The 22,567-nt window shown below is 34.1% G+C and carries 18 protein-coding genes; 9 read left to right on the top strand and 9 right to left on the bottom strand.

The window, feature by feature from the left end; all coding sequences use genetic code 11:
• Positions 1-4 precede the first annotated feature (4 nt).
• From J8M14_RS16610 to J8M14_RS23315, 5 genes are all read right to left on the bottom strand, one after another.
• Complete coding sequence (locus J8M14_RS16610) at positions 5-496, bottom strand: cytochrome c (RefSeq protein WP_211075936.1); 492 nt, start codon at positions 494-496, stop codon at positions 5-7.
• A gap of 248 nt (positions 497-744) precedes the next feature.
• Positions 745-1,473, bottom strand: a complete 729-nt coding sequence (locus J8M14_RS16605; protein ID WP_211075935.1) for a LytTR family DNA-binding domain-containing protein — start codon at positions 1,471-1,473, stop codon at positions 745-747.
• On the bottom strand, positions 1,460-2,545 hold the full coding sequence (locus J8M14_RS16600; RefSeq protein WP_211075934.1) for a histidine kinase: 1,086 nt from the start codon (positions 2,543-2,545) through the stop codon (positions 1,460-1,462). The genes J8M14_RS16605 and J8M14_RS16600 overlap by 14 nt, the downstream gene beginning before the upstream one ends.
• 123 nt (positions 2,546-2,668) lie before the next feature.
• Positions 2,669-3,037 carry a hypothetical protein gene (locus tag J8M14_RS16595; protein ID WP_211075933.1) on the bottom strand — a complete coding sequence of 123 codons (369 nt, stop codon included), beginning with the start codon at positions 3,035-3,037 and terminating at the stop codon, positions 2,669-2,671.
• 26 nt (positions 3,038-3,063) lie between these two features.
• Positions 3,064-3,195 (bottom strand): hypothetical protein, encoded by a 132-nt coding sequence (locus J8M14_RS23315; RefSeq protein WP_282100265.1) that lies wholly within the window; start codon positions 3,193-3,195, stop codon positions 3,064-3,066.
• Between the two features lie 704 nt (positions 3,196-3,899).
• Here J8M14_RS23315 and J8M14_RS16590 point away from each other — a divergent pair.
• The 8 genes from J8M14_RS16590 (at position 3,900) to J8M14_RS16555 (ending at position 14,780) form a co-directional block, all read left to right on the top strand.
• Positions 3,900-5,540, top strand: a complete 1,641-nt coding sequence (locus J8M14_RS16590; protein ID WP_211075932.1) for a TldD/PmbA family protein — start codon at positions 3,900-3,902, stop codon at positions 5,538-5,540.
• Positions 5,541-5,568: 28 nt separating this feature from the next.
• Entirely contained in the window at positions 5,569-6,885 is a 1,317-nt protein-coding gene (locus J8M14_RS16585; RefSeq protein WP_211075931.1) for a TldD/PmbA family protein, read from the top strand.
• A 77-nt stretch (positions 6,886-6,962) separates the two neighbouring features.
• Positions 6,963-7,583, top strand: coding sequence for a DUF4159 domain-containing protein (locus J8M14_RS16580; RefSeq protein ID WP_211075930.1), 621 nt, complete (start codon positions 6,963-6,965; stop codon positions 7,581-7,583).
• A gap of 11 nt (positions 7,584-7,594) precedes the next feature.
• The gene (locus J8M14_RS16575) at positions 7,595-8,587 is read left to right on the top strand and encodes a MoxR family ATPase (protein WP_211075929.1); all 993 of its coding nucleotides are present in this window, start codon (positions 7,595-7,597) and stop codon (positions 8,585-8,587) included.
• A gap of 21 nt (positions 8,588-8,608) precedes the next feature.
• Positions 8,609-9,508, top strand: a complete 900-nt coding sequence (locus J8M14_RS16570) for a DUF58 domain-containing protein (protein ID WP_211075928.1) — start codon at positions 8,609-8,611, stop codon at positions 9,506-9,508.
• Position 9,509: 1 nt separating this feature from the next.
• A complete protein-coding gene (locus tag J8M14_RS16565) occupies positions 9,510-10,808 on the top strand; it encodes a BatA domain-containing protein (protein ID WP_211075927.1) in 1,299 nt (432 codons plus the stop codon).
• Positions 10,745-13,027 carry a tryptophan-rich sensory protein gene (locus J8M14_RS16560; protein WP_247672676.1) on the top strand — a complete coding sequence of 761 codons (2,283 nt, stop codon included), beginning with the start codon at positions 10,745-10,747 and terminating at the stop codon, positions 13,025-13,027. Before J8M14_RS16565 ends, J8M14_RS16560 begins: the two co-directional genes overlap by 64 nt.
• Positions 13,020-14,780 (top strand): hypothetical protein, encoded by a 1,761-nt coding sequence (locus J8M14_RS16555; protein ID WP_211075926.1) that lies wholly within the window; start codon positions 13,020-13,022, stop codon positions 14,778-14,780. Before J8M14_RS16560 ends, J8M14_RS16555 begins: the two co-directional genes overlap by 8 nt.
• 182 nt (positions 14,781-14,962) lie before the next feature.
• Here the strand turns inward: J8M14_RS16555 and J8M14_RS16550 are convergent, their stop codons facing one another.
• A complete protein-coding gene (locus J8M14_RS16550; RefSeq protein ID WP_211075925.1) occupies positions 14,963-15,250 on the bottom strand; it encodes a GIY-YIG nuclease family protein in 288 nt (95 codons plus the stop codon).
• 305 nt (positions 15,251-15,555) lie between these two features.
• Between J8M14_RS16550 and J8M14_RS16545 the strand changes: the two genes are divergently transcribed.
• On the top strand, positions 15,556-18,753 hold the full coding sequence (locus J8M14_RS16545; RefSeq protein WP_211075924.1) for an AsmA-like C-terminal region-containing protein: 3,198 nt from the start codon (positions 15,556-15,558) through the stop codon (positions 18,751-18,753).
• Between the two features lie 435 nt (positions 18,754-19,188).
• Here the strand turns inward: J8M14_RS16545 and J8M14_RS16540 are convergent, their stop codons facing one another.
• The 3 genes from J8M14_RS16540 to J8M14_RS16530 form a co-directional block, all read right to left on the bottom strand.
• Positions 19,189-19,620: a hypothetical protein gene (locus J8M14_RS16540; protein WP_211075923.1), complete on the bottom strand. Its 432-nt coding sequence runs from the start codon at positions 19,618-19,620 to the stop codon at positions 19,189-19,191.
• A gap of 176 nt (positions 19,621-19,796) precedes the next feature.
• Entirely contained in the window at positions 19,797-21,659 is a 1,863-nt protein-coding gene (locus J8M14_RS16535) for a T9SS type A sorting domain-containing protein (protein WP_211075922.1), read from the bottom strand.
• Positions 21,660-21,886: 227 nt separating this feature from the next.
• Positions 21,887-22,555, bottom strand: a complete 669-nt coding sequence (locus J8M14_RS16530; RefSeq protein WP_211075921.1) for a two pore domain potassium channel family protein — start codon at positions 22,553-22,555, stop codon at positions 21,887-21,889.
• Positions 22,556-22,567: the final 12 nt, after the last annotated feature.

The raw sequence follows: 22,567 nt of genomic DNA, 5'->3' as shown, positions 1-22,567 counted from the left end.
GTTATTATTTGAGTGTTCTAAACCATTCGGCCATAGCTCTGGCTTCTTCTTCAGGAATATTTTGATTTAGCATTATTGTATTATTATATTCTTTTAACAATGCTTTTGCCACAGGATCTTTCTTCAGCATTTCATCAGGATTCATGATAATATTCATGACCCATTCCGGACTACGTTTTTGATAAATCCCTACCATAGGAGGGCCAATAAATTTTTTATTTGCTTTATGACATGCTACACATTTTGACTTGAAGAGTTGTTCGCCTCTGGTAGCTAAATTTTGATCAATATTATTATCAAAAGTAATTGACTTTATAGGGCCAATACCTTTATTGTCCAACATTATAGGAACTGAAGAAGTTTCTTTTGGTTTAACTGTTTTTTCTTTCTTCTTAGTACCTATGGTAATCGATTCTTTCTCGGATTTTTTTTCCTTGGCACAGCTTATACTAAGTAGTAAGCAAATAATACAGATGTAGGTACTTGATAATTTCATTAGTTACAATTAAATTATATCACAATATGTTTGTAATAATATTTTTACACAAAGGGACTCTCTATCAATGAATTGATATGCCTTGTGAATTGTAACTTTAAGTTTGTAAATAAGCTATCATAAAAATGCTAGCTTTTATAGTAATGAAATCTTGGGCTTTGAATATTGAAGCTAATATAAGAAGTTTATTTAGCTTTTAACAAAACAATTAACGATTCCTTAGATAAATTGTGTTTTGTTTAGTGAAACTATAAACTTAATTTTTCTTTAAAACTATAAGATTGTCTTCTGGAAACCTCGACTTCTATATTATTTTTCATCGTAAGCTTTAGTTTACCATTAAACCAAGGAACAACGTCGTGAATATGTTGTAAATTAATAATTTGTTGTCTGTTTGTCCTAAAGAATTTTTCATCAGGTAATTTTGTTTCGATCTGGTTAAGCGATTTATAAATCAAAGGATTGTTATCTTCAAAATATACCCGAGTATAGTTACCTACAATCTCAAAGAGAGAAATGTCACTAATCTTAACTAACCAGCACTTATCTCCGTCCTTAATAAATATCTGACTGTTCTCGTCGCGTTTTTCATGCTGAAGGTTTACCGATCCATTATCTATAAGTTTGTTTTTTACCTTATCAATTGCTGTAGCAAATCGATTGGGATTTATAGGCTTTAGGAGATAATCCAATGCGTTATATTCAAAAGATTTGATAGCATATTCATCAAAAGCCGTTGTGAAAACTACGATAGGTACATTGTCTAACATCTCCAGTAATTCAAACCCATCTTTTTCCGGCATATTAATATCTAAAAACATAAGATCTGGTTGAACGCTTGTAATGAGCTCATATCCGTTGTCAACATTCTCCGCTTCACCAATAAGTTGGAGTTCTTCATGGTTTTTCATAAGTTCCTTTAGCTCATTGCGAGCTAACCTAGAATCTTCTATAATTACAGTTTTAATGCTTGTCATGTGCTATTGGAATTTTAATATCTGCTACAACTTCACTTTCAATTTCATTTAAAGAAAAAGAAGCTTTATTCCCATATAATAATTGTAATCGCTGTTGGATATTTTGCAAACCTAATCGGGTAGTGTTTTTTGAAATAGATAATATACCGCTATTTATAACTTTGATCAGTAATATGCCCTCTATAAGTTTTGTTTTAACAACTATTTTGCCCCCACTTTTTAGATTAGATATTCCATGTTTGATCCCGTTTTCTACTAATAATTGAATAATCATTGGAGGTATTGGAATCGTAAGTGTTTCAGGATGTATATCTTTTCTGTATTCTAAACGATCTTCAAACTGAATTTTGGATAAATCAATATAGTTATCCACCATTTCTAATTCTTCCTCAAGTGAAATTGCATTGACATCATTTTTGGTCAATGAATATCTAAGCATTTCTGATAATTTAGTAAGCATCTCCCTGGATTTATCCACATCTTCTAACATCAACCCTCTTATATTATTTAGACTGTTAAACATAAAATGTGGGTTGATTTGACTTTTTAAGGTATTAAGCTTAGCTTGTTTTAAAGAGGCATTCAGTTTTGATTTCTCCAGTTGATCTGCACTAAGATTGATAATAATTTTAATCACCATATACAGAATAGACCATCCAAATATGACTATAAAAGAACTGAAAATAATAAAAGCTATGCCTACATCTAGAATTTCAGGAACTTTTACCTGACTATGAGAAGTGTCGGTATATCCCATTATAAACCCTGTTCCAAATGTGATGAAAAAATATAAAAATGAAGCAAGAGTGGCACTGAATACAAATTTTATAAGCTGTTTAAAATCAAATTCACTAAATATGATGACACGTTTTAAATATAGACGTAATAAACCAGTGGTGAATGTACCGGCCACAAATGAGGCTATCATCCCCATAATATTAGTATCACTGTATCGATAGCCATTGGTATTAGGAGTTACTAAAAAACTAAATAATAGTAAGCCACCCCAACCAAGAATTTGTACAGTCCAGAAAATAATGCTCCACTTGTGTTTTGATAAGATAGTATTCATCAGATTTTTTGATAATTTTCAAATATAATTTAATACTGAGAATGATCGATTATGATTTAGAATAATATGTTGATGATAATTGTTACGATTATTTTTGCTAAAGTTACCATGATGTATTTGTTTTTAGTGAAAGAATAATTTTACGATTCCAAATCCTATTGCACCGCCTGATAATAACCCTATAATGATTCCCAAAAGGACCGAAGTGAATAATCGAAGAGTATTTTTTATCCTTTTTATTTTGAAAATGCTTTTAATCTTGATCGGTAACCCGTTTTTATGTATCATAAATCCTACTCCTGATATTTTTTCTAATGTTGGGTAAGGTCTTATGGAATAGTTGTCATTTCCTATTTTGAAATAATGATTACTCCCAAGTAAAGAATATTTTTCTGATACTTTAGTTCCATTTAAAAAGATAGATTCTTTTCCTAATAATGTATTAAATACTTCTACTTTGTTGTTTTCGATAATGTACTCTGCATGTTTCATAATGTTTGTTTTTTTGATTAATGATTTTAGTTTGTAAAGTGATATAAGAATTTTCCAAATGCATACCCAGCTTCAAAAAGAAGAATTGCCCCTATAGAAACCCCAATGATTAGATAGGCTGTTTTTTTTGTGAATTTGATTTTTGCTTTACTTTCCATAATACTACTGTTTTGTTTTCTTTACTGAGGTAAAAGTAGTATGACAATAGCTATTCTGAAATCAAAATATGATCAACGGTAAAATTTATAATGTGAGCGGTAAGAATACTCTCAAGGAAGATATCGAACATATTAATCACTTATTTATAGGCTTTTAGGGAATGTTACTCATAGTGGTTTTGTGATTAATCTAAAAGAAGCCCTAACCAATCTATTAGTATGGCATCAAAAAATCAAATAAAATTGAAGCAACAGAAATACGTGTTAAAAAATTATGATTTACTTAAGTCGGATTGATGTGGTTTATAGAAAAGCTATTGATTATGGGTTTGTTTGATATATGTCTTAAAAGTTTAACAAAAATTTATGTTTACGATTGTTTAGTACGTTTTTGATTAAAAAACACTTAATTAGTTAGATGTAATTCAAAAACAAGTTTTAGTTTATAATTCTGACATTCAGTGGTTTATATGTGTTTTGAAGTTTATTTATTTCTCTGAATTTATACTTTAACAATAAGGTTTTTCTATGGATTTAAAATATGTTCCTTTATTATAATTTTTCTATTTTTAAAGCTAACAGAGGTTAGTCTTGTAACTAAACTTTGTGAATAATAACATATAGATCATAACCCTTATCATAATACATAAGGGGTAAAGTTCATCAGACTTATTTTAATATTCACTCAATCAAAAAAGAGGTTTATGAAACGTAGAGATTTTATTCAATACACAGGACTAGGAGCGGGCGCTTTGATGATGCCATCATTACTCCTGGGAAATGATATTCCCGCAGAAGCACTGCTTAATCCGGGAATGGACATAGCCATTAAGAAAAAGATGGCAGATGTAGCACTCAATACTGCAAAATCCTTAGGAGCAAGCTATGCAGATGCTCGTATAGGAAGATACCTTAATCAATATGTATTCACTAGAGAAGATAAAGTACAAAATGTAGTGAATACAGAATCGTTTGGTATAGGAATTCGCGTAATTGTTAATGGTACATGGGGATTTGCATCTACCAATAGCGTTACTGAAGATGGAATTAAGAAAGCGACTGATCAAGCAGTAGCAATTGCAAAGGCAAATTCTAAAATTCAAAAAGAAGAAGTGAAATTGGCACCAGTAAAATCGCATGGTGAGGTAAGTTGGAAAACTCCTATCACTAAAGATTTTAAAGATGTTCCAGTTTCAGAAAAAGTAGATCTTCTACTTTCTGCCAATGCTGCGGCTTTAAAGAATGGGGCTAATTATGTGAATTCAGCATTATTTATGGTAAATGAGCAAAAATATTTTGCTTCAACAGATGGATCATATATTGATCAAGATGTACATCGTATTTGGCCGACATTCACGGTGACAGCTATAGATAAGGGAACTGGTAAGTTTAAATCACGTCAAGCGATGAGTGCCCCTATGGGAATGGGGTATGAATATATGGACGGTTTAGCTTCAGAAAAACTGAAAGGTCCTGCTGGATTAAATCTATACCGTAATAGTTACGATATTGTTGAAGATGCTACCGTTGCTGCTAAACAAGCTAAAGAAAGATTGACAGCTAAGTCAGTAGAAGCCGGTAAATATGATTTAGTGTTGGAACCGAATCATTTAGGCTTAACAATTCACGAGTCTGTTGGACATCCACTAGAATTAGATCGTGTATTAGGATATGAAGCTAATTATGCTGGAACTAGTTTTGCTACATTAGATAAGTGGAAAACTAAAAACTTCAAATACGGAAGCGAGATTGTAAATCTTGTAGCTGATAAAACCCAGGTAGGATCACTGGGAGCTGTCGGATATGATGACGAAGGAGTAAAAACCAAAAAATGGGATTTGGTTCGTAATGGTATTCTGACCAATTATCAGGCAATACGAGATCAGGTTCATATGATCGATCAAAATGAATCACACGGATGTTGTTATTCTCAGAGTTGGAATGATGTGCAGTTCCAGCGTATGCCTAACGTTTCTTTGGAGCCTGGTAAAGAAAAATATTCTATTGATGATATGATCAAAGATGTAGAAAAAGGAATTTACATTGCAGGAAGAGGTTCGTATTCTATTGATCAACAACGATACAATTTCCAATTTGGAGGAACTGTATTTTATGAAATTAAAAATGGTAAGATTGTAGGTATGCTTGATGATGTGGCGTATCAATCTAATACACAAGAATTCTGGAATTCTTGTGCCAAGATATGTGACAAAGATGATTATCGAATGTTCGGATCATTCTTTGATGGAAAAGGACAGCCTTCGCAAATAAGTGCTGTATCTCACGGAAGTTCTACTACACGTTTTAATGGTGTAAATGTAATCAACACTGGTAGAAAAATCTAATTCACTGTCTTATTCAAATAAAAAAATCATGGCAATATATTCTAAAGAAGAAGCAAAGCAGATTATGGAAAAGGCGTTGAGCTTTTCTACTGCAGATGCTTGCGAAATAAATTTAAGCGGAAGCGAAAGCGGTAACATCCGCTACGCAAGAAATACTGTGTCTACAGCAGGACACCGATCCAATCAAACGTTAGTGGTTCAATCTAATTTTGGAAAGAAATCCGGAACAGCAACTATCGATGAATTTGATGATGAATCTTTAAAGAAAGTAGTGAAAAGAGCAGAGGAATTGGCAAAATTATCTCCGGAAAACCCTGAGTTTATGGCACCTCTAGGTCCACAAAAATATGATGCATCTATTACATATGATGATGCTACGGCAAAAATTACACCTGATTATCGTGCGCAAGTTGCTAATAGTAGTATTGAACCAGCAGCAGCTAAAAAAGTAACAGCAGCAGGCTTTTTTAACGACTCATATGGCTTTAGTGCAATGATGAATTCTAATGGCCTGTTTGCGTATAATAAATCGACAAGCGCTAATTTTACTGTCACTATGCGCAGTAATGATGGTACTGGATCTGGTTGGGTAACCAGAGACTTTAATGATATCAGTAAATTTGATGCAGTAGAAGCTTCTAATGTAGCCATAGAGAAAGCAGTTATGTCTAAAGAAGCTAAAGCAATAGAACCTGGTAAATATACGGTGATCCTGGAACCAGCAGCGTCTGTTGGTCTTTTGGGTAATATGGCCTTTGCATTTAATGCACGTACTGCAGACGAAGGACGGAGCTTTATGTCCAAAGAAGGAGGAGGAACCAAGATGGGTGAGAAGATTGTAGATGAACGTGTAAATATATGGTCAGACCCTTTGAATCCAGAAGTGCCTACTGGTACTTGGAATGGCTCTGGACAACCTTTGAAGAAAACCAGTTGGATAGAAAATGGAGTTGTAAAAAACTTGGCATATAGCCGTTATTGGGCTGAGAAAAAAGGAGTAGACCCTGTTCCATTTCCTAATGGTTTTATTATGCAAGGTGGTGATGCTTCACTAGAAGATCTGATTAAGGGAACTAAAAAAGGAATCCTGGTTACACGGCTTTGGTATATTAGAAGTGTAGATCCTCAAACTTTATTATATACAGGACTTACTAGAGATGGAACATTCTATATAGAGAACGGAAAAATAAAGCATCCGGTGAAGAATTTTAGGTTTAATGAGAGTCCTATTATAATGCTAAATAATCTAGAAACTCTTGGCAAACAAGTACGGATTAACGGTAACTTGGTACCTTATATGAAAATAAGAGACTTTACGTTTACCAGCTTATCTGATGCGGTATAATTATAATATAAAACTGGTTGTTTTGGTATATCATAATGACCAGTTTTTCTTTTTTCAAAAGTCAAAATGATTGTGCATTGGCTAATAAGTTTTTCTTTACAAGGTTACAGTATGAATCTGGAGATTGGGATGTGGATCAAAGAATGCCTTCTAATCTTCTGAATTCTCTTGTGGAATATACTACGCTAAAAGTGGATACGCAGGAAAAAATTATTCCACTAAGTAGTGATGAGATTTTCAAAAGTCCATTTTGTTATTTATCCGGTCATAAGCTTGTGCAGTTCACAAAAAAAGAACGTGAGAACTTTGAGAAGTACGTAAAAAATGGAGGTTTTGTATTTGCTGATGATTGTAATCATGATATAGATGGTTTGTTTTCTAAATCATTTGTTAGGCAGATGGAAGATATTTTTGGTTCAGGTGAGTTAAAGAAAATCCCTAATACCCATGAGATTTATAGTATATTTTTCAAATTTGAAGATGGACCACCTACCACCTCGCAAGAACTAAATGGATGGGGTGATGACATTGTGCATGATTATTTAAAAGCTATTGTGATCAATGGTAGAATAGGAGTGTTGTTTAGCAATAAAGACTATGGGTGTGAGTGGGATTATGATTTTAGAAATAAACGTTGGTATAAAATAGATAATACTCGTTTTGGGGTTAATATAGTGATGTATGCATTGACCTCATAAAAAAAGTATATATGGATAAAGATTTAGCAAGTATTGAGCAAGAGGTACATATACTGACACAAAAATTAATAAATCTAAAGAAAGAGATAGGTAAGGTAATTATTGGTCAGGAAGAAACAGTAGAGCAACTACTAATTACTTTCTTAGCAGGGGGTCACGCTTTACTGGAAGGAGTTCCTGGATTAGCAAAAACATTAATGATTAGAACTTTGGCGCAAGCTGTAGATTTAAAATTTAAAAGAATACAGTTTACTCCCGATTTAATGCCTTCGGATATTATTGGAACAGAAATTTTGGAAGAAGAGCACGGTACGGGAAAGAAGTTCTTTAAATTTAACAAGGGTCCCATCTTTTCTAATATTATACTGGCGGATGAGATCAATCGTACACCGCCTAAAACGCAAGCGGCATTGCTTGAAGCGATGCAAGAGTTTGAAGTGACGTATGCTAATAAGACATATAAATTAGGCAGACCATTCTTTATTCTTGCTACGCAAAATCCAATTGAGCAGTCCGGAACTTTTATACTTCCGGAAGCACAACAAGATCGTTTTCTATTATACATTAAAATTGGATACCCTACCGAATCTGAAGAAATGGCTGTACTAAAAAGTACCACCGGAGTGGCTAAAACTACTTTAAACAAAGTAATTACGGGAGAAGATATTTTACGGTTACAACATTTGGTACGCCAAGTACATATCAGTGATGATCTTATTGCTGCCGTTAGTAAACTAGTTAGAGCTACAAGACCCGAAACAACTACCAATGCTTATGTAAAAGAATGGGTGAATTGGGGAGCAGGACCTAGGGCAGGACAGGCTATGATATTGACGGCAAAAGCCAGAGCTTTAATACAAGGACGCTTATCGGTAATTCCCGAAGATCTAAAACAGGTTGCATTTCCTGTATTACGACATAGAATTATTGTAAACTTCAGAGCAGAATCCGAAGGAATCACCTCTGATGATGTTACTCTTGAGCTCTTAAAGACTATACTGTAGTTACATTTTGACATAACAAAAATGAAACAAGAAGCGTATCATCAATTAGTAAAACCTGAACTAGTTAAAACGGTATCGGGATTAGCACTTGTTGCTCGGGTAATCGTTGATGGGTACCTGTCAGGACTTCAACATAGTAGAAGTGTAGGCTCAGGAATGGAGTTTAGTCAATTTCGGAATTATGAGCAAGGTGATGATTTACGATTGCTGGATTGGAAAATGGTGGCACGATCAGGTAGATATTATATCAAACAGTCAGATATCGAAACCAATATTGCAGTGAAGTTTATTGTGGATGCTAGTACATCTATGCTTCATAAAGAAGATAAATTTTCTAAAATGGAGTACGCTAGAATATTGGTAGCTACGTTAGCTTATCTTTCTCAAAAACAAGGAGATGCTATTGGGCTTTTTGCTTTGAATGATAAAAAGTTGCACAGCGTTTATTCTAAAGTACAAAAACAACATTATAATCGATTATTACAAGGGTTAATTGATATAGAAAATAAAGGAAGATGGCCTGAAAATCCCAATGCTTCTAAAAGTTTACATGACCGTAATCATAAGGAATTAGTGTTTTTTATTACAGATTTATATGAACATCAAGAAGAACTTACTGCTTTTATCAAACGTTTAAAAACCCCCAGAAATGAAGTCGTAGTATTACATTTGATGGGTAAAAATGAATTAGAATTTAATTACAAAGGAACAGTCACTTTTGAGGATTTAGAAACAGGTGCCAAACGAAAGATTGATGCAAAGGAAGCTAAAAAGCAATATCTATCAGCATTGAATGCTGCAATCAAAAAAAATAAAAATACTTTATTGACCCATAATATTGGTTATCACATGTTTCGATTAGATGAGCATATAGGAGAGGCATTACAAGCCTTTTTAAAACAACGAAATAGATTACTGTAATATGTTTTTTCTTAACCCCACATATCTCTGGGCTCTATTAGGACTTCTTGTGCCGATAGCTATACATCTGTGGAGTAAGAAAGAAGGAAAGACTATTAAAATAGGAAGTATTAAACTACTTGAAGAATCCGATTCTAAACAATCAAGGAGTATTCAGTTAAATGAGTTTTTTCTACTAGTAGTGAGAATGCTATTGATTGGTATTTTGGTTTTACTAATGGCCGGTTTTCAGATTAAAAAGAAAGCTGCTATCATACCGGTAACTTATATAGTGGAACCTTCATTATTAGATGATGATAGGATACAAACAATCATCGATATTATAGATGCGGGAGCATCATTAAGACTTTTGGAATTCGGATTTCCGGAATTGGATACCGATCAAATAGATATAGAAAGCAATACAACTCCTAATTATTGGCAATTAGCCAAAGAAATGGAGGCATTACAAACGGATAGTATTGTCGTTTTCACGAACGCATTCATAAGCGGAATCAAAGGTAGAAGACCAAATACGAATAAGAATATAGCTTGGATATCTTTAGATTCAGAAGCGTCGGTTAAAAAAAATCTCAAGGTCTTAAAGAAAGAAGATGCTCTGCAAGTCCTATCAATGATAAGTAATCAGGATCAATTGTTTTTTAATAAAGCATTAATTGCTGCGGATGATAAAAGACTGAAATTTAATAAAGCAAATGACAGTGTGATGCTAATGTTAAACGGAAAGGAGGAAAGTGTATCTCTTACTTCAGAAATGCCAACAAAAGTACTGCTGTTTTATGAAGATAGTTTGGTCAATCAGAAAACATACATAGAAGCATCACTGAAGGCAATATCGAAATACTTGAATAGACAAATAGATATAGAAACGGTTCAGAGTATAGAGGGTTTAGATGCTGATGCTTTTGATCTGGTAGTTTGGTTATCTTCGAATGTGGTTCCAAACACACCAACAAAGATGTTAGTGTATCAACCAGATAACCTTACCAATAACATTATTGAAGCAGGATCTTCGAATAGGATTTTTTATCTTACAGAAGTGCTGAATACACAGAATAGTATTGATAGAAACTTATCCGAACAGTTGCTAAAGCTTTTTGATTTTCATAAAGATGTAAAGAATGAAATTAATGAGTATGATATAAGAACTATTGATATATCAGAACTGCAACCGATAATGGCTAGTCTGGAGGCGGGTAAAAAACAATTTGAGCTTTTTGATATATCAAAATGGTTATGGTTGTTAATGGGAACCTTGTTAGTGATGGAACGTATTATAGCAAAATTCAGGAAACAATAATGAGATCAGGACACGACATGTTGGTTGAGTTTAGAAGGCGATGGCGACTGATGCTCTGGTTAGAGATTGCATTATATGCCTTAGGACCAGCCATCCTTTCGTATCTGATATTTTTTAAGGTGTTTTGGTCATTGGTGATCCTCTTTTTAGTTGCGGGGATGATCCTATTTTTTATAAAACCCTGGAAACATAGTTTAGAAAATGTAGCGAGTTATATAGATCTTCATCTCGAAGCTACAGAATATAGTACCGGTCTTTTGTTATTACCCGAAGAAAAGCTGTCCGGCTTGGCCAGAATTCAACAAAACAGAGTAACAACCAGACTTGTCGAAAAACTAAAAACTGTCAAACCTCCTAATCACTTAGTACGTGGAGCTATTATTCTATGTTCTTTTATTTTGATAGGAGCAGTGATCTATAAGTATGAATTATTATCAAACCTGCAATGGTCACAACAACCAAAAGTAACTCCGGAAACAATTGTTTTTAAACCAACCGATACGACATCAACAACAGTTGAATCACCAAAATTAATACGTCAACAACTAACCATTAACTATCCAAACTATACGCAAGTTCCTTCTGTAGAGACTTCCAAAATGGATATAAAGGCGGTAGAAGGATCAAAGGTTTCCTGGAAGATACGATTTGACCAAGAAATTAAAAGCGTGACCATGGAAAGCATGGGGAATAGTTATCCTATGAAATTAATAGATGAAGCATATACAGGCAAATCAATACTCACTAATGCCGGTTTTTATAATTTTAAATTTACAGACCTTCAAGACAGATCATATGTGTCCGAATTGTACGCTATTGAGGTGATCAAAGACAAGAGTCCGTCCGTAGAAATCAAAGGAATAAAACAGTTTACCTCTTTTGCTTTTAACGAAGATAAAAAGGTATCCTTTACAACTGCCATTGCGGATGATTTTGGGATTGAAGACTCCTATATTATAGCTACCGTTAGTAAAGGTTCAGGAGAGTCTGTTAAGTTCAGAGAAGAAAAACTAAACTTTAATAATAAGATCTCAAAAGGTAAGAGGAACTTGAGTTTGTCCAAAAATATAGATCTGGATCAAATGAAGATGGAACCCGGTGACGAATTATATTTTTATGTAGAAGCATTGGATAGTAAACGTCCGAAACCTAATATATCCAGAAGCGAAACCTTTTTTGCAGTGATTAAGGATACAGTTTCTGATAACTTTGCGGTAGAAGGAACGATGGGAGTCGATCTGATGCCTGATTATTTTAGAAGTCAGCGACAGTTGATTATCGATACAGAGAAATTGCTGAAAGACAAAGCAAAACTATCGACTAAAGACTATAAATCTAAGAGTAATGAATTAGGTTTTGATCAAAAAGTACTACGTCTTAAATATGCTGAATTTATGGGAGATGAGTCAGAATTCGGAGGCACAGCAGAAGGAGATGTAGAATCTCTAGAACATGAGGACGAAGATCATCACGAAGAAGGACATGAAGAAGAAGATCCGTTGGCGAAATATACCCATAAGCACGATAGCGAAAATGAGCACAATCTGGTGGAAGAAGAAAAAAAGAAAGACCCTTTAGAAGAGTACCTGCATAATCACGAAGACCCCGAAGAATCTACGCTGTTTACAAAATCTTTAAAAGGTAAGTTACGACAGGCATTGAATGAAATGTGGGATGCAGAATTATATCTTAGGTTGTACACACCAGAAAAATCATTACCCTATCAATACAGAGCTCTAAAACTGATCCAGGAAATTAAAAACAGTGCGCGTATTTATGTACATCGCATCGGATTTGATCCTCCACCTATTAAAGAAGATAAAAGACTTACGGGAGAAATCGATGAGGTATCAGGTTTTAGAAAAAGTGCTGAACTAGAGCAAGAAGATGCATATCCTTCCATACGTATAATCTTGGCAAGGCTGGAACAATTAATTTTTGAAAAAGGAGCGATTACAGAAGAGGATAAACTACTTTTTGGACAAGCCGGAAATGAGTTAGCAGAAAAAGCTATTGAAAATCCTGGGCAATATCTGGAAACATTACAACGATTAAAATGGATTTCTGAGGATGTAACAGTTCCACAAGAAGCACTAGTAGCCTTGCAAAAAGGATTGTTTTTGACGCTTCCGGAATTGAAACCTAATGCAGTGAAAAAGCAACAACAAACAAGCGAAATCAACGATTTACTATTAAAAGAGCTCGAAATCAATGATTGAGGATATCACTTTTTTACATAGTAATTGGATAACGTATATAAGTATTGGTGCCATAGTGTTATGGTTGGTTTTTGTTTGGAAAGAAGGATCTGATTTTGGGAAACGCCGATTCTGGATCAGAATAACAGTTGCCTTGTTTGCGATAATGTCGATTGCTGTGATTGCATTAAAACCTGCATTACCGATACTTGGCAAAAAAACTAAGGTTGCCATCCTTACCAGTGGTTATGACACCAAGCAATTAGATAGTTTAAAAAAGGTTCATAAACGATTAAAAATGTTTCCGTACAAAGCGAATCAACCAATTTTCGGTAAGGTAAACACATCAGATACGGTTTTTGTATTAGGACAAGGGTTAGAGTCTTTTGATTTTTGGCAGCTAGAAAACTATAAGGTTGATTATGTAAAAAGTGATGTGCCTTCTGGTGTGGTTAGGTTTACATATGATCATAGTAGGGTAGTAGGAGAGCAGTTACAGTTTGAAGGAATGTATAACAATCCAAAAAAAGGAAACCGATTGATTCTGGAAGGACCAGGAGGAAATCGGTTGGATTCTATCGCTTTAGAATCGGGTAAAAAACAATCCTTTCAATTAGCTACACATCTTAAATCAGTAGGTACCTATACTTTTTCATTGGTAGAAAAAGATTCATTGGGCGCGGTTCTTTCACAAGACCCTATTCCTGTTACTGTTAAGAATCGTAAAGGGTTAAGAATCTTAATCGTCAATAGTTTCCCAACTTTTGAAACCAAATATCTTAAGAACTATTTGGCAGAAATGGGGCACGAGGTATTGGTAAAAAGTAGGATCACCAGAGGAAAATATAAGTTCGAATATTTTAATATGGATCGAATACTGATGGGCACTTTTTCTGAAAAGAATGTAGCACCTTTTGATCTGGTGATGTTGGATGTTGCTACCGCAAATAATTTAGGGCGGAGTTCACGAACAGCCCTTACGAACTCCATCAAGCAAAATGGCTTAGGGCTTTTTATTCAACCGGATGATGATTTTTTTCGATTTAGAAAGGATATGGTAGCTTTTGATTTTGTAAAAGAGAAAAGTACCGAAACAAATCTGATGAATTCCCCGAAAATTAAAATAACAAAGTATCCATTTATCTTTAAAGATCAATTTCAGTTACAAGCGATACATAAAAATGATACTGAACATATCGTATCCGCCTATAAACATCTTGGAAAAGGGAAAGTAGGCACTACGGTTTTAGAAAGTACCTATGAGTTATTGTTAAACGGAAAAACAACCGAGTACCAGCAGTTATGGTCAGCAATTATAAGTACTATCAGTAAAAAAGAAAGTGCTGAGGTCAGTTGGGATAAGCATAGTATTCTGGCTATAAAAGATCAATCGTATACCTTTATACTAAGAACAGCTATTTCTGAACCTGAAATAAAAACTGAAGAAGGATATCGGATTGCATTGCGCAGCGATATAGATATATCAAATCTATGGCATGGTACAACATATCCTAAGAAACCAGGCTGGAATCGGTTATCTATGGCACAAGACACCACAGCCGTTTTGGAGTATTTTGTAACGGATACTACCACCTGGAAATCAAAATCAGGGTATGACAACATACAAAGAAATCGCAGACACTTTGATAGAGCTTCTACAAAAAACACAAAACAAATATCACCTTTGGCACCCATAAATCCCATTGGATTTTATATTTTCTTTCTGTTGTGTATGGGATATCTATGGCTAGTTCCTAAAATCGGAAGAGAGTAAAAACCTGTCAATTCGATGAAAGAAAACGGACGTCAGATCGAGTGATCCCGATGATAATCGGGATTGTATCGAGATCCTTTAATACTTTTAGTTTTGATTGCATCTCGATACATTTTTTGTTCCGCTACCGCTACACAAAAAACACTCGATGTGACGGTAGAGGTATCGAGATCCATTTATTGTCAAAACTTCTTTTTAGCCAAATTAGGTAACTTGTCATAAGCTTCATTAATCAAAGCCTCTTTTTTAACCCTTGACCATTTCTTAATTTGTTTTTCAGTATCAATTGCTAATTGTATATCTGTGAATTCACAATTATACACTAATTCCAAAGGTCTCCTGTTATAAGTGTAGCAATCCATATAAAAACCAGACTGGTGCTGGAATAATCGTTGACTAAGATTTGAGGTTACGCCAGTATAATAGGAGTCATCCGTGCATTTCAAAATATAGACGTGAGATAATTTCATATTATAAATATAGACTTTTCGTTTTTTATTGTATCTCGATACATTTTTTGTATCGCTATCGCTACACAAAAAATACTCGATATGACGGAGGAGGTTCAAATCTAATTTTTAATTCGCTCAACTATCGCTAGAGTCTCCGTACAAGGCAAACAAGTATAACCAGCGACGATAGCAACATCATAACATTTACTGGTTAAAATATCTAACCCATACAATGCGGCTAAGCCAAAGGTTAAATAGAGTGCTACATAAGATTTTTCATACTAATTCGTTACTTTTAAGGTCATAACCTAAAGAAACCTGCTGTGAAGATTAAAAAAATCTGGAAACGAATTTTGTTAGGACTAATCTTAGTTCCAATTTTAGTGGTAGGAGGTCTCATACTATATATTCAGAGTAACCAATCTGAAATTATTAAAGAGGAGATTGCAATACTAAACCAAGAGCACAAAGGTCTTATTAGTGTTGGTAAAAGTAAATTATCCCTTTTTGGTAACTTTCCATATATCTCAATCAAAGTGTATGATGTGCAAGTTTTTGAGACCAAAGAAGACAATGCGCCCATCATCATGGATGTAAAAGACATATACATAGGTTTTAACCTATGGGATATGGTGAAAGGAGATTATGATATTCAATCTTTGGTAGTAGAAGAAGGCGTTTTTAATATTGTGATTCATGAAAATAATACTACGAATATTCAAAACTCTTTAACCAGCACTTCTGAAACCGAAACACCCTCTACCAATATTCATCTCAAAAAAATTAAATTTAAAAAACTGGACATCCATACCTTAGACGAGGCTACGAATACAGATGTCGAAAAATTTATGTACGCTGGTAAAGGAGGTTTTAGACAAAAAGATAGTATCATCAGTGGACATATAGACACCCATTTTGAGTTGAATGTAATTAAAGACGGCGATACCACCTTCATCCATAATAAACACCTTGAAGTGCATACAGACCTGGTATTTAATGAATACACGGGCATTCTTGACATTCAACCTTCGGGTATAGTCATGGAAAATGGCGATTTTGAGTTAGAAGGCTCTATAGATACAAAGAATGATGTAGATCTTGATCTTTCTATAAAAGGAACAAAGCCCAATTTTGATATGCTGATTGCTTTTGCTCCAACGGATGTCATACCGGTATTAGAGAAATACAGAAATGCTGGCGAAATCTATTTTAATGCTACTATCCAAGGACCCGCCAATAAAGGAAACAGACCTTTTATCAAAGCCAATTTTGGAGCTGGAAAAGCCTTTTTAGAAAATACTGAAAAAGCGAAAAAGATCGATAATATGGGCTTCAACGGTCATTTTACGAATGGAAAAAATAGAGATGCAAGTACCATGGAGTTTTCGCTAACCGATATGACAGCCTCTTTGGAAAAGGGAGAATTTGCGGGCTCTGTTTTTGTAAAGAATTTTGAATCCCCAGAAGTGGATATGCAAATAAACTCAAATTTTAATCTCGATTTTATTGCAGAGTTTTTTGAACTAGAGCGAGTACAAGAGGCCTCTGGAGAGGTTTCACTGAAAATGAATTTTCATGATATTATAGATATCGACGAGCCCGAAAAGGCATTACAAAAACTCAATCAGGCGTACTTTACAGAATTGATTGTAAAAGACTTGAGTTTAGTCGCCAAAGAACTTCCCGCACCCTTGCACGATCTAAATGTACATTTAGTAATGAATGGCAAGGAAGCAACCCTGAACCAGTTTGAACTGTTGATGGGAAATTCAGATCTATCCATTAGTGGTTTTCTTTCAGACTTACCTGCCATTGTGCATCATACAAACATCCCGGTAGAAGCCCATTTAGATATTACATCTAAGTATTTAGATATTGCCCAATTAACAGGTTTTTCAAAACAGGACACTACCAAAACCGGTTTTGATGAACAAATAAAAGACCTGAGTTTGGGACTTTCTTTTAAAGCTTCTGCGAAAAATTTTACAGAATCTAAATATTTACCAAAAGGCGAATTTTTTATCGATAGTTTATATGCAGACTTGAAGCATTATCCACATAAACTTCATGATTTTCATGCTGATGTGTTAATCGATGATAAGGATTTAGAGATAGTAGATTTTACCGGTTATATAGATGATAGTGATTTTCATTTGGATGGGCTTGTACATGAGTACGCTTTTTGGATGCAACCCCAATTGAACGGAGATGTAGATTTAGATATCAATCTTACTTCTAATAAGTTAAGGCTAGAAGATGTTTTTTCGTATAAGGGAGAAAATTATGTTCCGGAAGAGTACAGACACGAAACTTTTGATGATTTGGCATTGCATTTTGCTTCTAGTATGCACTATAAAGATTCTGCGTTACATTCTATCGATCTCGCTTTAGATAAGTTAGATACAAAAATGAAATTGCATCCGCTTCGGTTTCATGATTTTAGAGGAAACATCCATTATGAAGATCAGCACATCGTTATAAAAGACTTTCATGGCGAAATAGGAACCACCAATTTTAATTTTGATTTAAACTATTATTTAGGAGAAGATCAGCAAATAAAGAAAAGAGATAATTATCTCGGATTAAGGGCGAATTATATTGACTTTGATGCACTTTTTAAGTTCGATGTAAGTCCGCCAAAACCTGCAGCAATTGTTACTTCAAAAGCTAAAGATGTGGCAGCACATGCAGAAGCATTTAATTTATATGAGTTGCCGTTTACGGATATGCGATTTAAGGCAGATATTGCTCAGTTTATATACCATAGGATAGATCTTCAAAATATCAAGGCAGATTTAAGAACAACACCCAACCACTACGTTTATATAGATACCTTACATATGGATGCAGCAGGAGGTAATATTCGATTAAATGGATATTTTAATGGTAGTGATCCAAAGCATATCTATATGCAGCCGGATTTGGTGATGAATAATGTTGATTTAGATAAATTGCTGTTCAAATTTGAAAATTTTGGGCAAGATCATCTCGTTTCAGAAAATTTACAAGGAAAACTCACTTCCAGAATTAAAGGTAAGATTAGAGTATATCCGGATTTGGTGCCGGATCTAGACCAATCTACTATAGAAATGGATGTAAAAGTATTAAATGGAAGATTAAAAAATTACGATCCAATGCTGGCGCTTTCGGATTATATGGGAGATAAAAACTTGCAAAACATTCGGTTTGACACCTTACAAAATAACCTGGATATACAGAAAGGGAAGATTACCATTCCGGCTATGAGGATCGAATCTACTTTGGGCCATATGGAATTGTCAGGTACTCATGATAACAATCAAAATATCGATTATTATATACGTATTCCCTGGAAAACTGTACGAAAAGCTTCCTGGAAAAAATTATTTGGAAGCAAGAGTGATACTACAGCGATTAGTGAGGAGCAAGAAGATGAAATTGTAGAAGTAGATCCTAACAAAAAAGTAAAGTATCTGAATCTAAAGATCAAAGGCAGCATAGATGACTACAAGGTTTCCTTGGGTAAGAAAAAAGAAAATTAACAGCTTATTTTGACCCCACTACAGTTAATCAGTTAATCTCCGCCTCAGGCGGATAAGTGTGACTAGAGGTGATACCTTTAAGCAAATACTAAAAGATGATAGATCATATTTGATATAGTGATTATTAAGTTTTTTACCTAAAGCCGAGTGGGAAACTAGCTACAGCTGTGGTTCAGATTCAATTCCAATACGCCCATCAGATCGAGTGTTTTTCTGTATCTCAAATCCGTCAATTCGAGTGCTTCGACCTTAGGAGGAGTGTATCGAGAATAGGGTTTGAGATGAAAAGCTTCATTTGGGTGAAATAACTAAAGAGATCTTTTTGTAGTAACCAATTAGCTTTTTGTTCTGTATTACATCTCGATATTCTTCAGATGTGGGTATGTAATTCCGGTTATGGTTGGAACCAAAATTATCAAATTGAGTAATATTATACTAAGCAGCAGTATCTTTTAGTTTGGTTATACTTTTAGCCCAATTGATAGCATCAGTAAGAGTATTGAAACTTTGTAGTTTATTTCTCATGAATAATTTTTCTAATACTACATTTAGTAACCCTTTAGGGTGATAACTAACAATACCATAACCTTTTAAGGAGTAACTATACTTAAAAAAATAAATCCAATCACTTGGAACCACAGAGTATGGATTCACTCTGTTGGTAATGTAGACCAAGTCTTTACCGTTTTGATCGTATAAATTAGTTATTTCTTCGACTACCAATTTTGCGTGATCTTCCCAGTTAAAAACAACTTCCTTATTAATCTCTCCAACAATGAAGTTTTCAAATAAATAGAAATTGCCAAAAGGATAATTTATTTCTTGTATAGCATCTTGGTAAAAGATAGAGTCTTTTAAATATTCCATAAGTCAAAAGTACTATGGTTATTGTCTTGAAGTAATATTTTTAGAACAGGTTTTTAAGCATAAATCGATAAAGAGAAAAAAATGGCGCCAAAATGTTTTTTGATTAAATTTAAAAATATAGAATTAACGGCCCTTTAAATAAAAAGACAGTTAATTCTATGAAAACCAAAAAGCTTTTATCCCTTAAATATGATAGATTTCACAATAGTATCTTTACCAGAAGAAATTTTATAATAATAAATACCTGGCTTCAGTTGAAGAGAATATCCGTCTATTTGTAATTGGTGATTTCCTTTTTTGATATAAGAATCTTCAATCGTCTTAATTTCTTTTCCTAATTGATTATATAGTTTTATAGTTATGGCATTGGTATTGGTTAGTGTATAATCAATCGTAGCAGTATTAGAAAAAGGATTAGGATAGCTCGTGATGTTAGATATAGATGGATTAGTGCTCTCTACAAGAAGCTCTTCATCGCATATAGGAGTCCTTCGACTTGCATAAGCTATTTTGGCATTTACTCTCCAGATTACATTTCGACTAAATGTTACCACATACGCTTCTTCAATCATTCCTGGCAGAAAAACAACCGGTTGATCTATAGCGGTATCGATCTGAGAGGGATACAATTTGTTTCTTGAGCTTTCAGGGATATAAACAGGTGTATCATTAAAGTTATTATATCCAAAACTTGCTGTATAAGTCCTGTCATTATTATCAGTTATACAATTTACAAAAGGAATGATATTTCTGAAAAGTGTGGGAGGGGTTATATCTCGTAGTAATAATTTTTCTTCTCCATCATTAGCATTAGAAATTAAAATATCTTCCAGACGATCCCCATTAACATCAGCAATATCGATATCAAAGCTAATTCCAATACCTTCCGGTAAGAAATCTGAAGATGTATCAGTAAAAACACCCGATCCATTATTTATATATAAAGTATTTGGAGCTGGCGCCAATGGATGGCCACCACCAATGGGTCCTGCAGGATTGGGAATAGAATTAGCAAAAATAATGTCAGGATGACCATCATAATTAAAATCAAAAACTTTTACATCACTACTAGTGTCATTTTGTACAGGCAAGGCATTAGTTGTGTTTTCTTCAAAGAAGCCTAGAGCATTATTGATAAAGAGTTGATTCTGTTCCAGGTTACTATTAGATACAACTAAATCAAGATCTTGGTCACCATCTATATCGACCAAAGTAATGGCGCGACTGGTAGTGGTTTGTGATGCAATTCTAGGCTCTGTTTCAGTGGTAAAAAAACCGTTTCCATCATTGATCAATATTTGATTTTGCCCCACATTGGCCACAATCAGGTCATTATCCCCATCACTATCAATATCTCCAAATACGAAACTGGCACTTTGGTTTTTTACATTAGGGAGTCTAAGAAGAGATTCGTCAGTAAAGGTTCCATCTTCATTTTGGATATACAGAAAATTTTGTGACCCTCCAGGACCTATATCCGGTATCGGTGGAATTTCATTAGTGACAAAAATATCCAATCTACCATCTTGATTCACATCTTCAAAAGCTACTTCTGTAGATATATCATCAAAAATATTAGCTGGAGGTGAAGGAAGTAAATTTCTGCTGGCATCCGTAAAGATTCCATTTCCATTATTGAGTAATAATTGTGTAGGTCCCAGATTGGCTACAACAATATCTAGATCCCCATCCTTATCAAAATCAGCAAAGTCTGCACTCAGACTATTAGCCGGTCTTGGGGAAAAAGGTAAGTTGCTTTCTGAAACATCCGTAAATTGGCCACTACCATCATTAAGTAAAAGACGATTGGCACGACCTTCAATACTTGCAGTTCCTTCTGCAATAAAAATATCAAGATCACCATCTCCATCAATATCTACAAGATCAGAATCTACGGTATCCGTTCCGCTAATATTAGATTGAGGAATAAATGAAGAAGCATCTCTAAAAATAGTCTGACTAGTCATTGTTATAGAAATTAACAAAGTCAAACAGGTTAGGAGTAATGTTTTAAAGTAATTATCTGTGTAAAATTTCATGGATATAGGTTTTAAGAGGTTGTTAATTAGTGTATTAAGTTCTGTTTAATATTTGAAAAGTGAAATTAAAATCAATGAAAAAGACTGATTTTAATAAGAGTTTAACAAACTGAAATGTAGTGCTTTATGAATTGAATGCAGTATTGGTTGGATACAAAATCTTTATTGTATATCCCAATGGCTTTTACTCATTTTAAGATTCATATTCTAAGCTTTTATAGAACTTATTACCTTCTTTTAGTTCCTGCAATATATTTACCAACCACTACTGCAGTAACAATAACCAAGTAGAACTGGCCAATTAATCCGATTAAGATAGACGCTTTTTGTGCTAATGATACTGCTGGAGTAATTTCTCCATAACCAATTGTTAATAGGGTTATATAGGCATAATAGAGTAAAGATTCGCTAAGCATTTCGATATTGTTATTGTCTAATAAAGCTCCTTGAAACGCTCCCGGATGGGTTAATTCTATGGATAGCAACAAAAAAAAGGACAAGAACCCTAATGCAATATAACCGCTAATTAATCCCAAAATCACATTTTTGTTTACTTCCGTTGCTCTCCAAACCTGAAGAATTAGATTCCAAGTAACCACAAGATTAAATGCAAAGTAAATAAATAATCTAAGTAAGCGATTAAAATAAGGTTCTTGTTCATAACCAATGGAAATGATAAATATGATTACCAACGTGATGCATAAGCTTATTAAGAATATAGTAAGCTTTTTATGTTTGAGTATCATTAGGATTCCAGCTAGCAGATTAAATAAATACAGTATTGAAAGAATTCGATATTCGAAAACATTGCTTGGGATGATAATAGCTCCGAATAGAATTGCCAGCTGGATGGTTAGAAAAATAGGAAAACGTACTTTATATAGGTTTTCTATCATACATTATTATTC

This window comes from Aquimarina sp. MMG016 (assembly GCF_018100805.1).
Lineage (GTDB): Bacteria > Bacteroidota > Bacteroidia > Flavobacteriales > Flavobacteriaceae > Aquimarina.
This window is presented reverse-complemented; position numbering and strand designations above follow the sequence as displayed.

What these genes read in the sequence shown, in the direction of transcription:
- J8M14_RS16560 (WP_247672676.1), top strand. Translation starts at nt 10,745, where the DNA reads ATGGTTGTTAATGGGAACCTTGTTAGTGATGGAACGTATTATAGCAAA.
- J8M14_RS16530 (WP_211075921.1), bottom strand. Translation starts at nt 22,555, where the DNA reads ATGATAGAAAACCTATATAAAGTACGTTTTCCTATTTTTCTAACCATC.
- J8M14_RS16590 (WP_211075932.1), top strand. Translation starts at nt 3,900, where the DNA reads ATGAAACGTAGAGATTTTATTCAATACACAGGACTAGGAGCGGGCGCT.
- J8M14_RS16610 (WP_211075936.1), bottom strand. Translation starts at nt 496, where the DNA reads ATGAAATTATCAAGTACCTACATCTGTATTATTTGCTTACTACTTAGT.
- J8M14_RS16540 (WP_211075923.1), bottom strand. Translation starts at nt 19,620, where the DNA reads ATGGAATATTTAAAAGACTCTATCTTTTACCAAGATGCTATACAAGAA.
- J8M14_RS16565 (WP_211075927.1), top strand. Translation starts at nt 9,510, where the DNA reads ATGTTTTTTCTTAACCCCACATATCTCTGGGCTCTATTAGGACTTCTT.
- J8M14_RS16555 (WP_211075926.1), top strand. Translation starts at nt 13,020, where the DNA reads ATGATTGAGGATATCACTTTTTTACATAGTAATTGGATAACGTATATA.
- J8M14_RS16535 (WP_211075922.1), bottom strand. Translation starts at nt 21,659, where the DNA reads ATGAAATTTTACACAGATAATTACTTTAAAACATTACTCCTAACCTGT.
- J8M14_RS16605 (WP_211075935.1), bottom strand. Translation starts at nt 1,473, where the DNA reads ATGACAAGCATTAAAACTGTAATTATAGAAGATTCTAGGTTAGCTCGC.
- J8M14_RS16585 (WP_211075931.1), top strand. Translation starts at nt 5,569, where the DNA reads ATGGCAATATATTCTAAAGAAGAAGCAAAGCAGATTATGGAAAAGGCG.
- J8M14_RS16550 (WP_211075925.1), bottom strand. Translation starts at nt 15,250, where the DNA reads ATGAAATTATCTCACGTCTATATTTTGAAATGCACGGATGACTCCTAT.
- J8M14_RS16575 (WP_211075929.1), top strand. Translation starts at nt 7,595, where the DNA reads ATGGATAAAGATTTAGCAAGTATTGAGCAAGAGGTACATATACTGACA.
- J8M14_RS16570 (WP_211075928.1), top strand. Translation starts at nt 8,609, where the DNA reads ATGAAACAAGAAGCGTATCATCAATTAGTAAAACCTGAACTAGTTAAA.
- J8M14_RS16595 (WP_211075933.1), bottom strand. Translation starts at nt 3,037, where the DNA reads ATGAAACATGCAGAGTACATTATCGAAAACAACAAAGTAGAAGTATTT.
- J8M14_RS16600 (WP_211075934.1), bottom strand. Translation starts at nt 2,545, where the DNA reads ATGAATACTATCTTATCAAAACACAAGTGGAGCATTATTTTCTGGACT.
- J8M14_RS23315 (WP_282100265.1), bottom strand. Translation starts at nt 3,195, where the DNA reads ATGGAAAGTAAAGCAAAAATCAAATTCACAAAAAAAACAGCCTATCTA.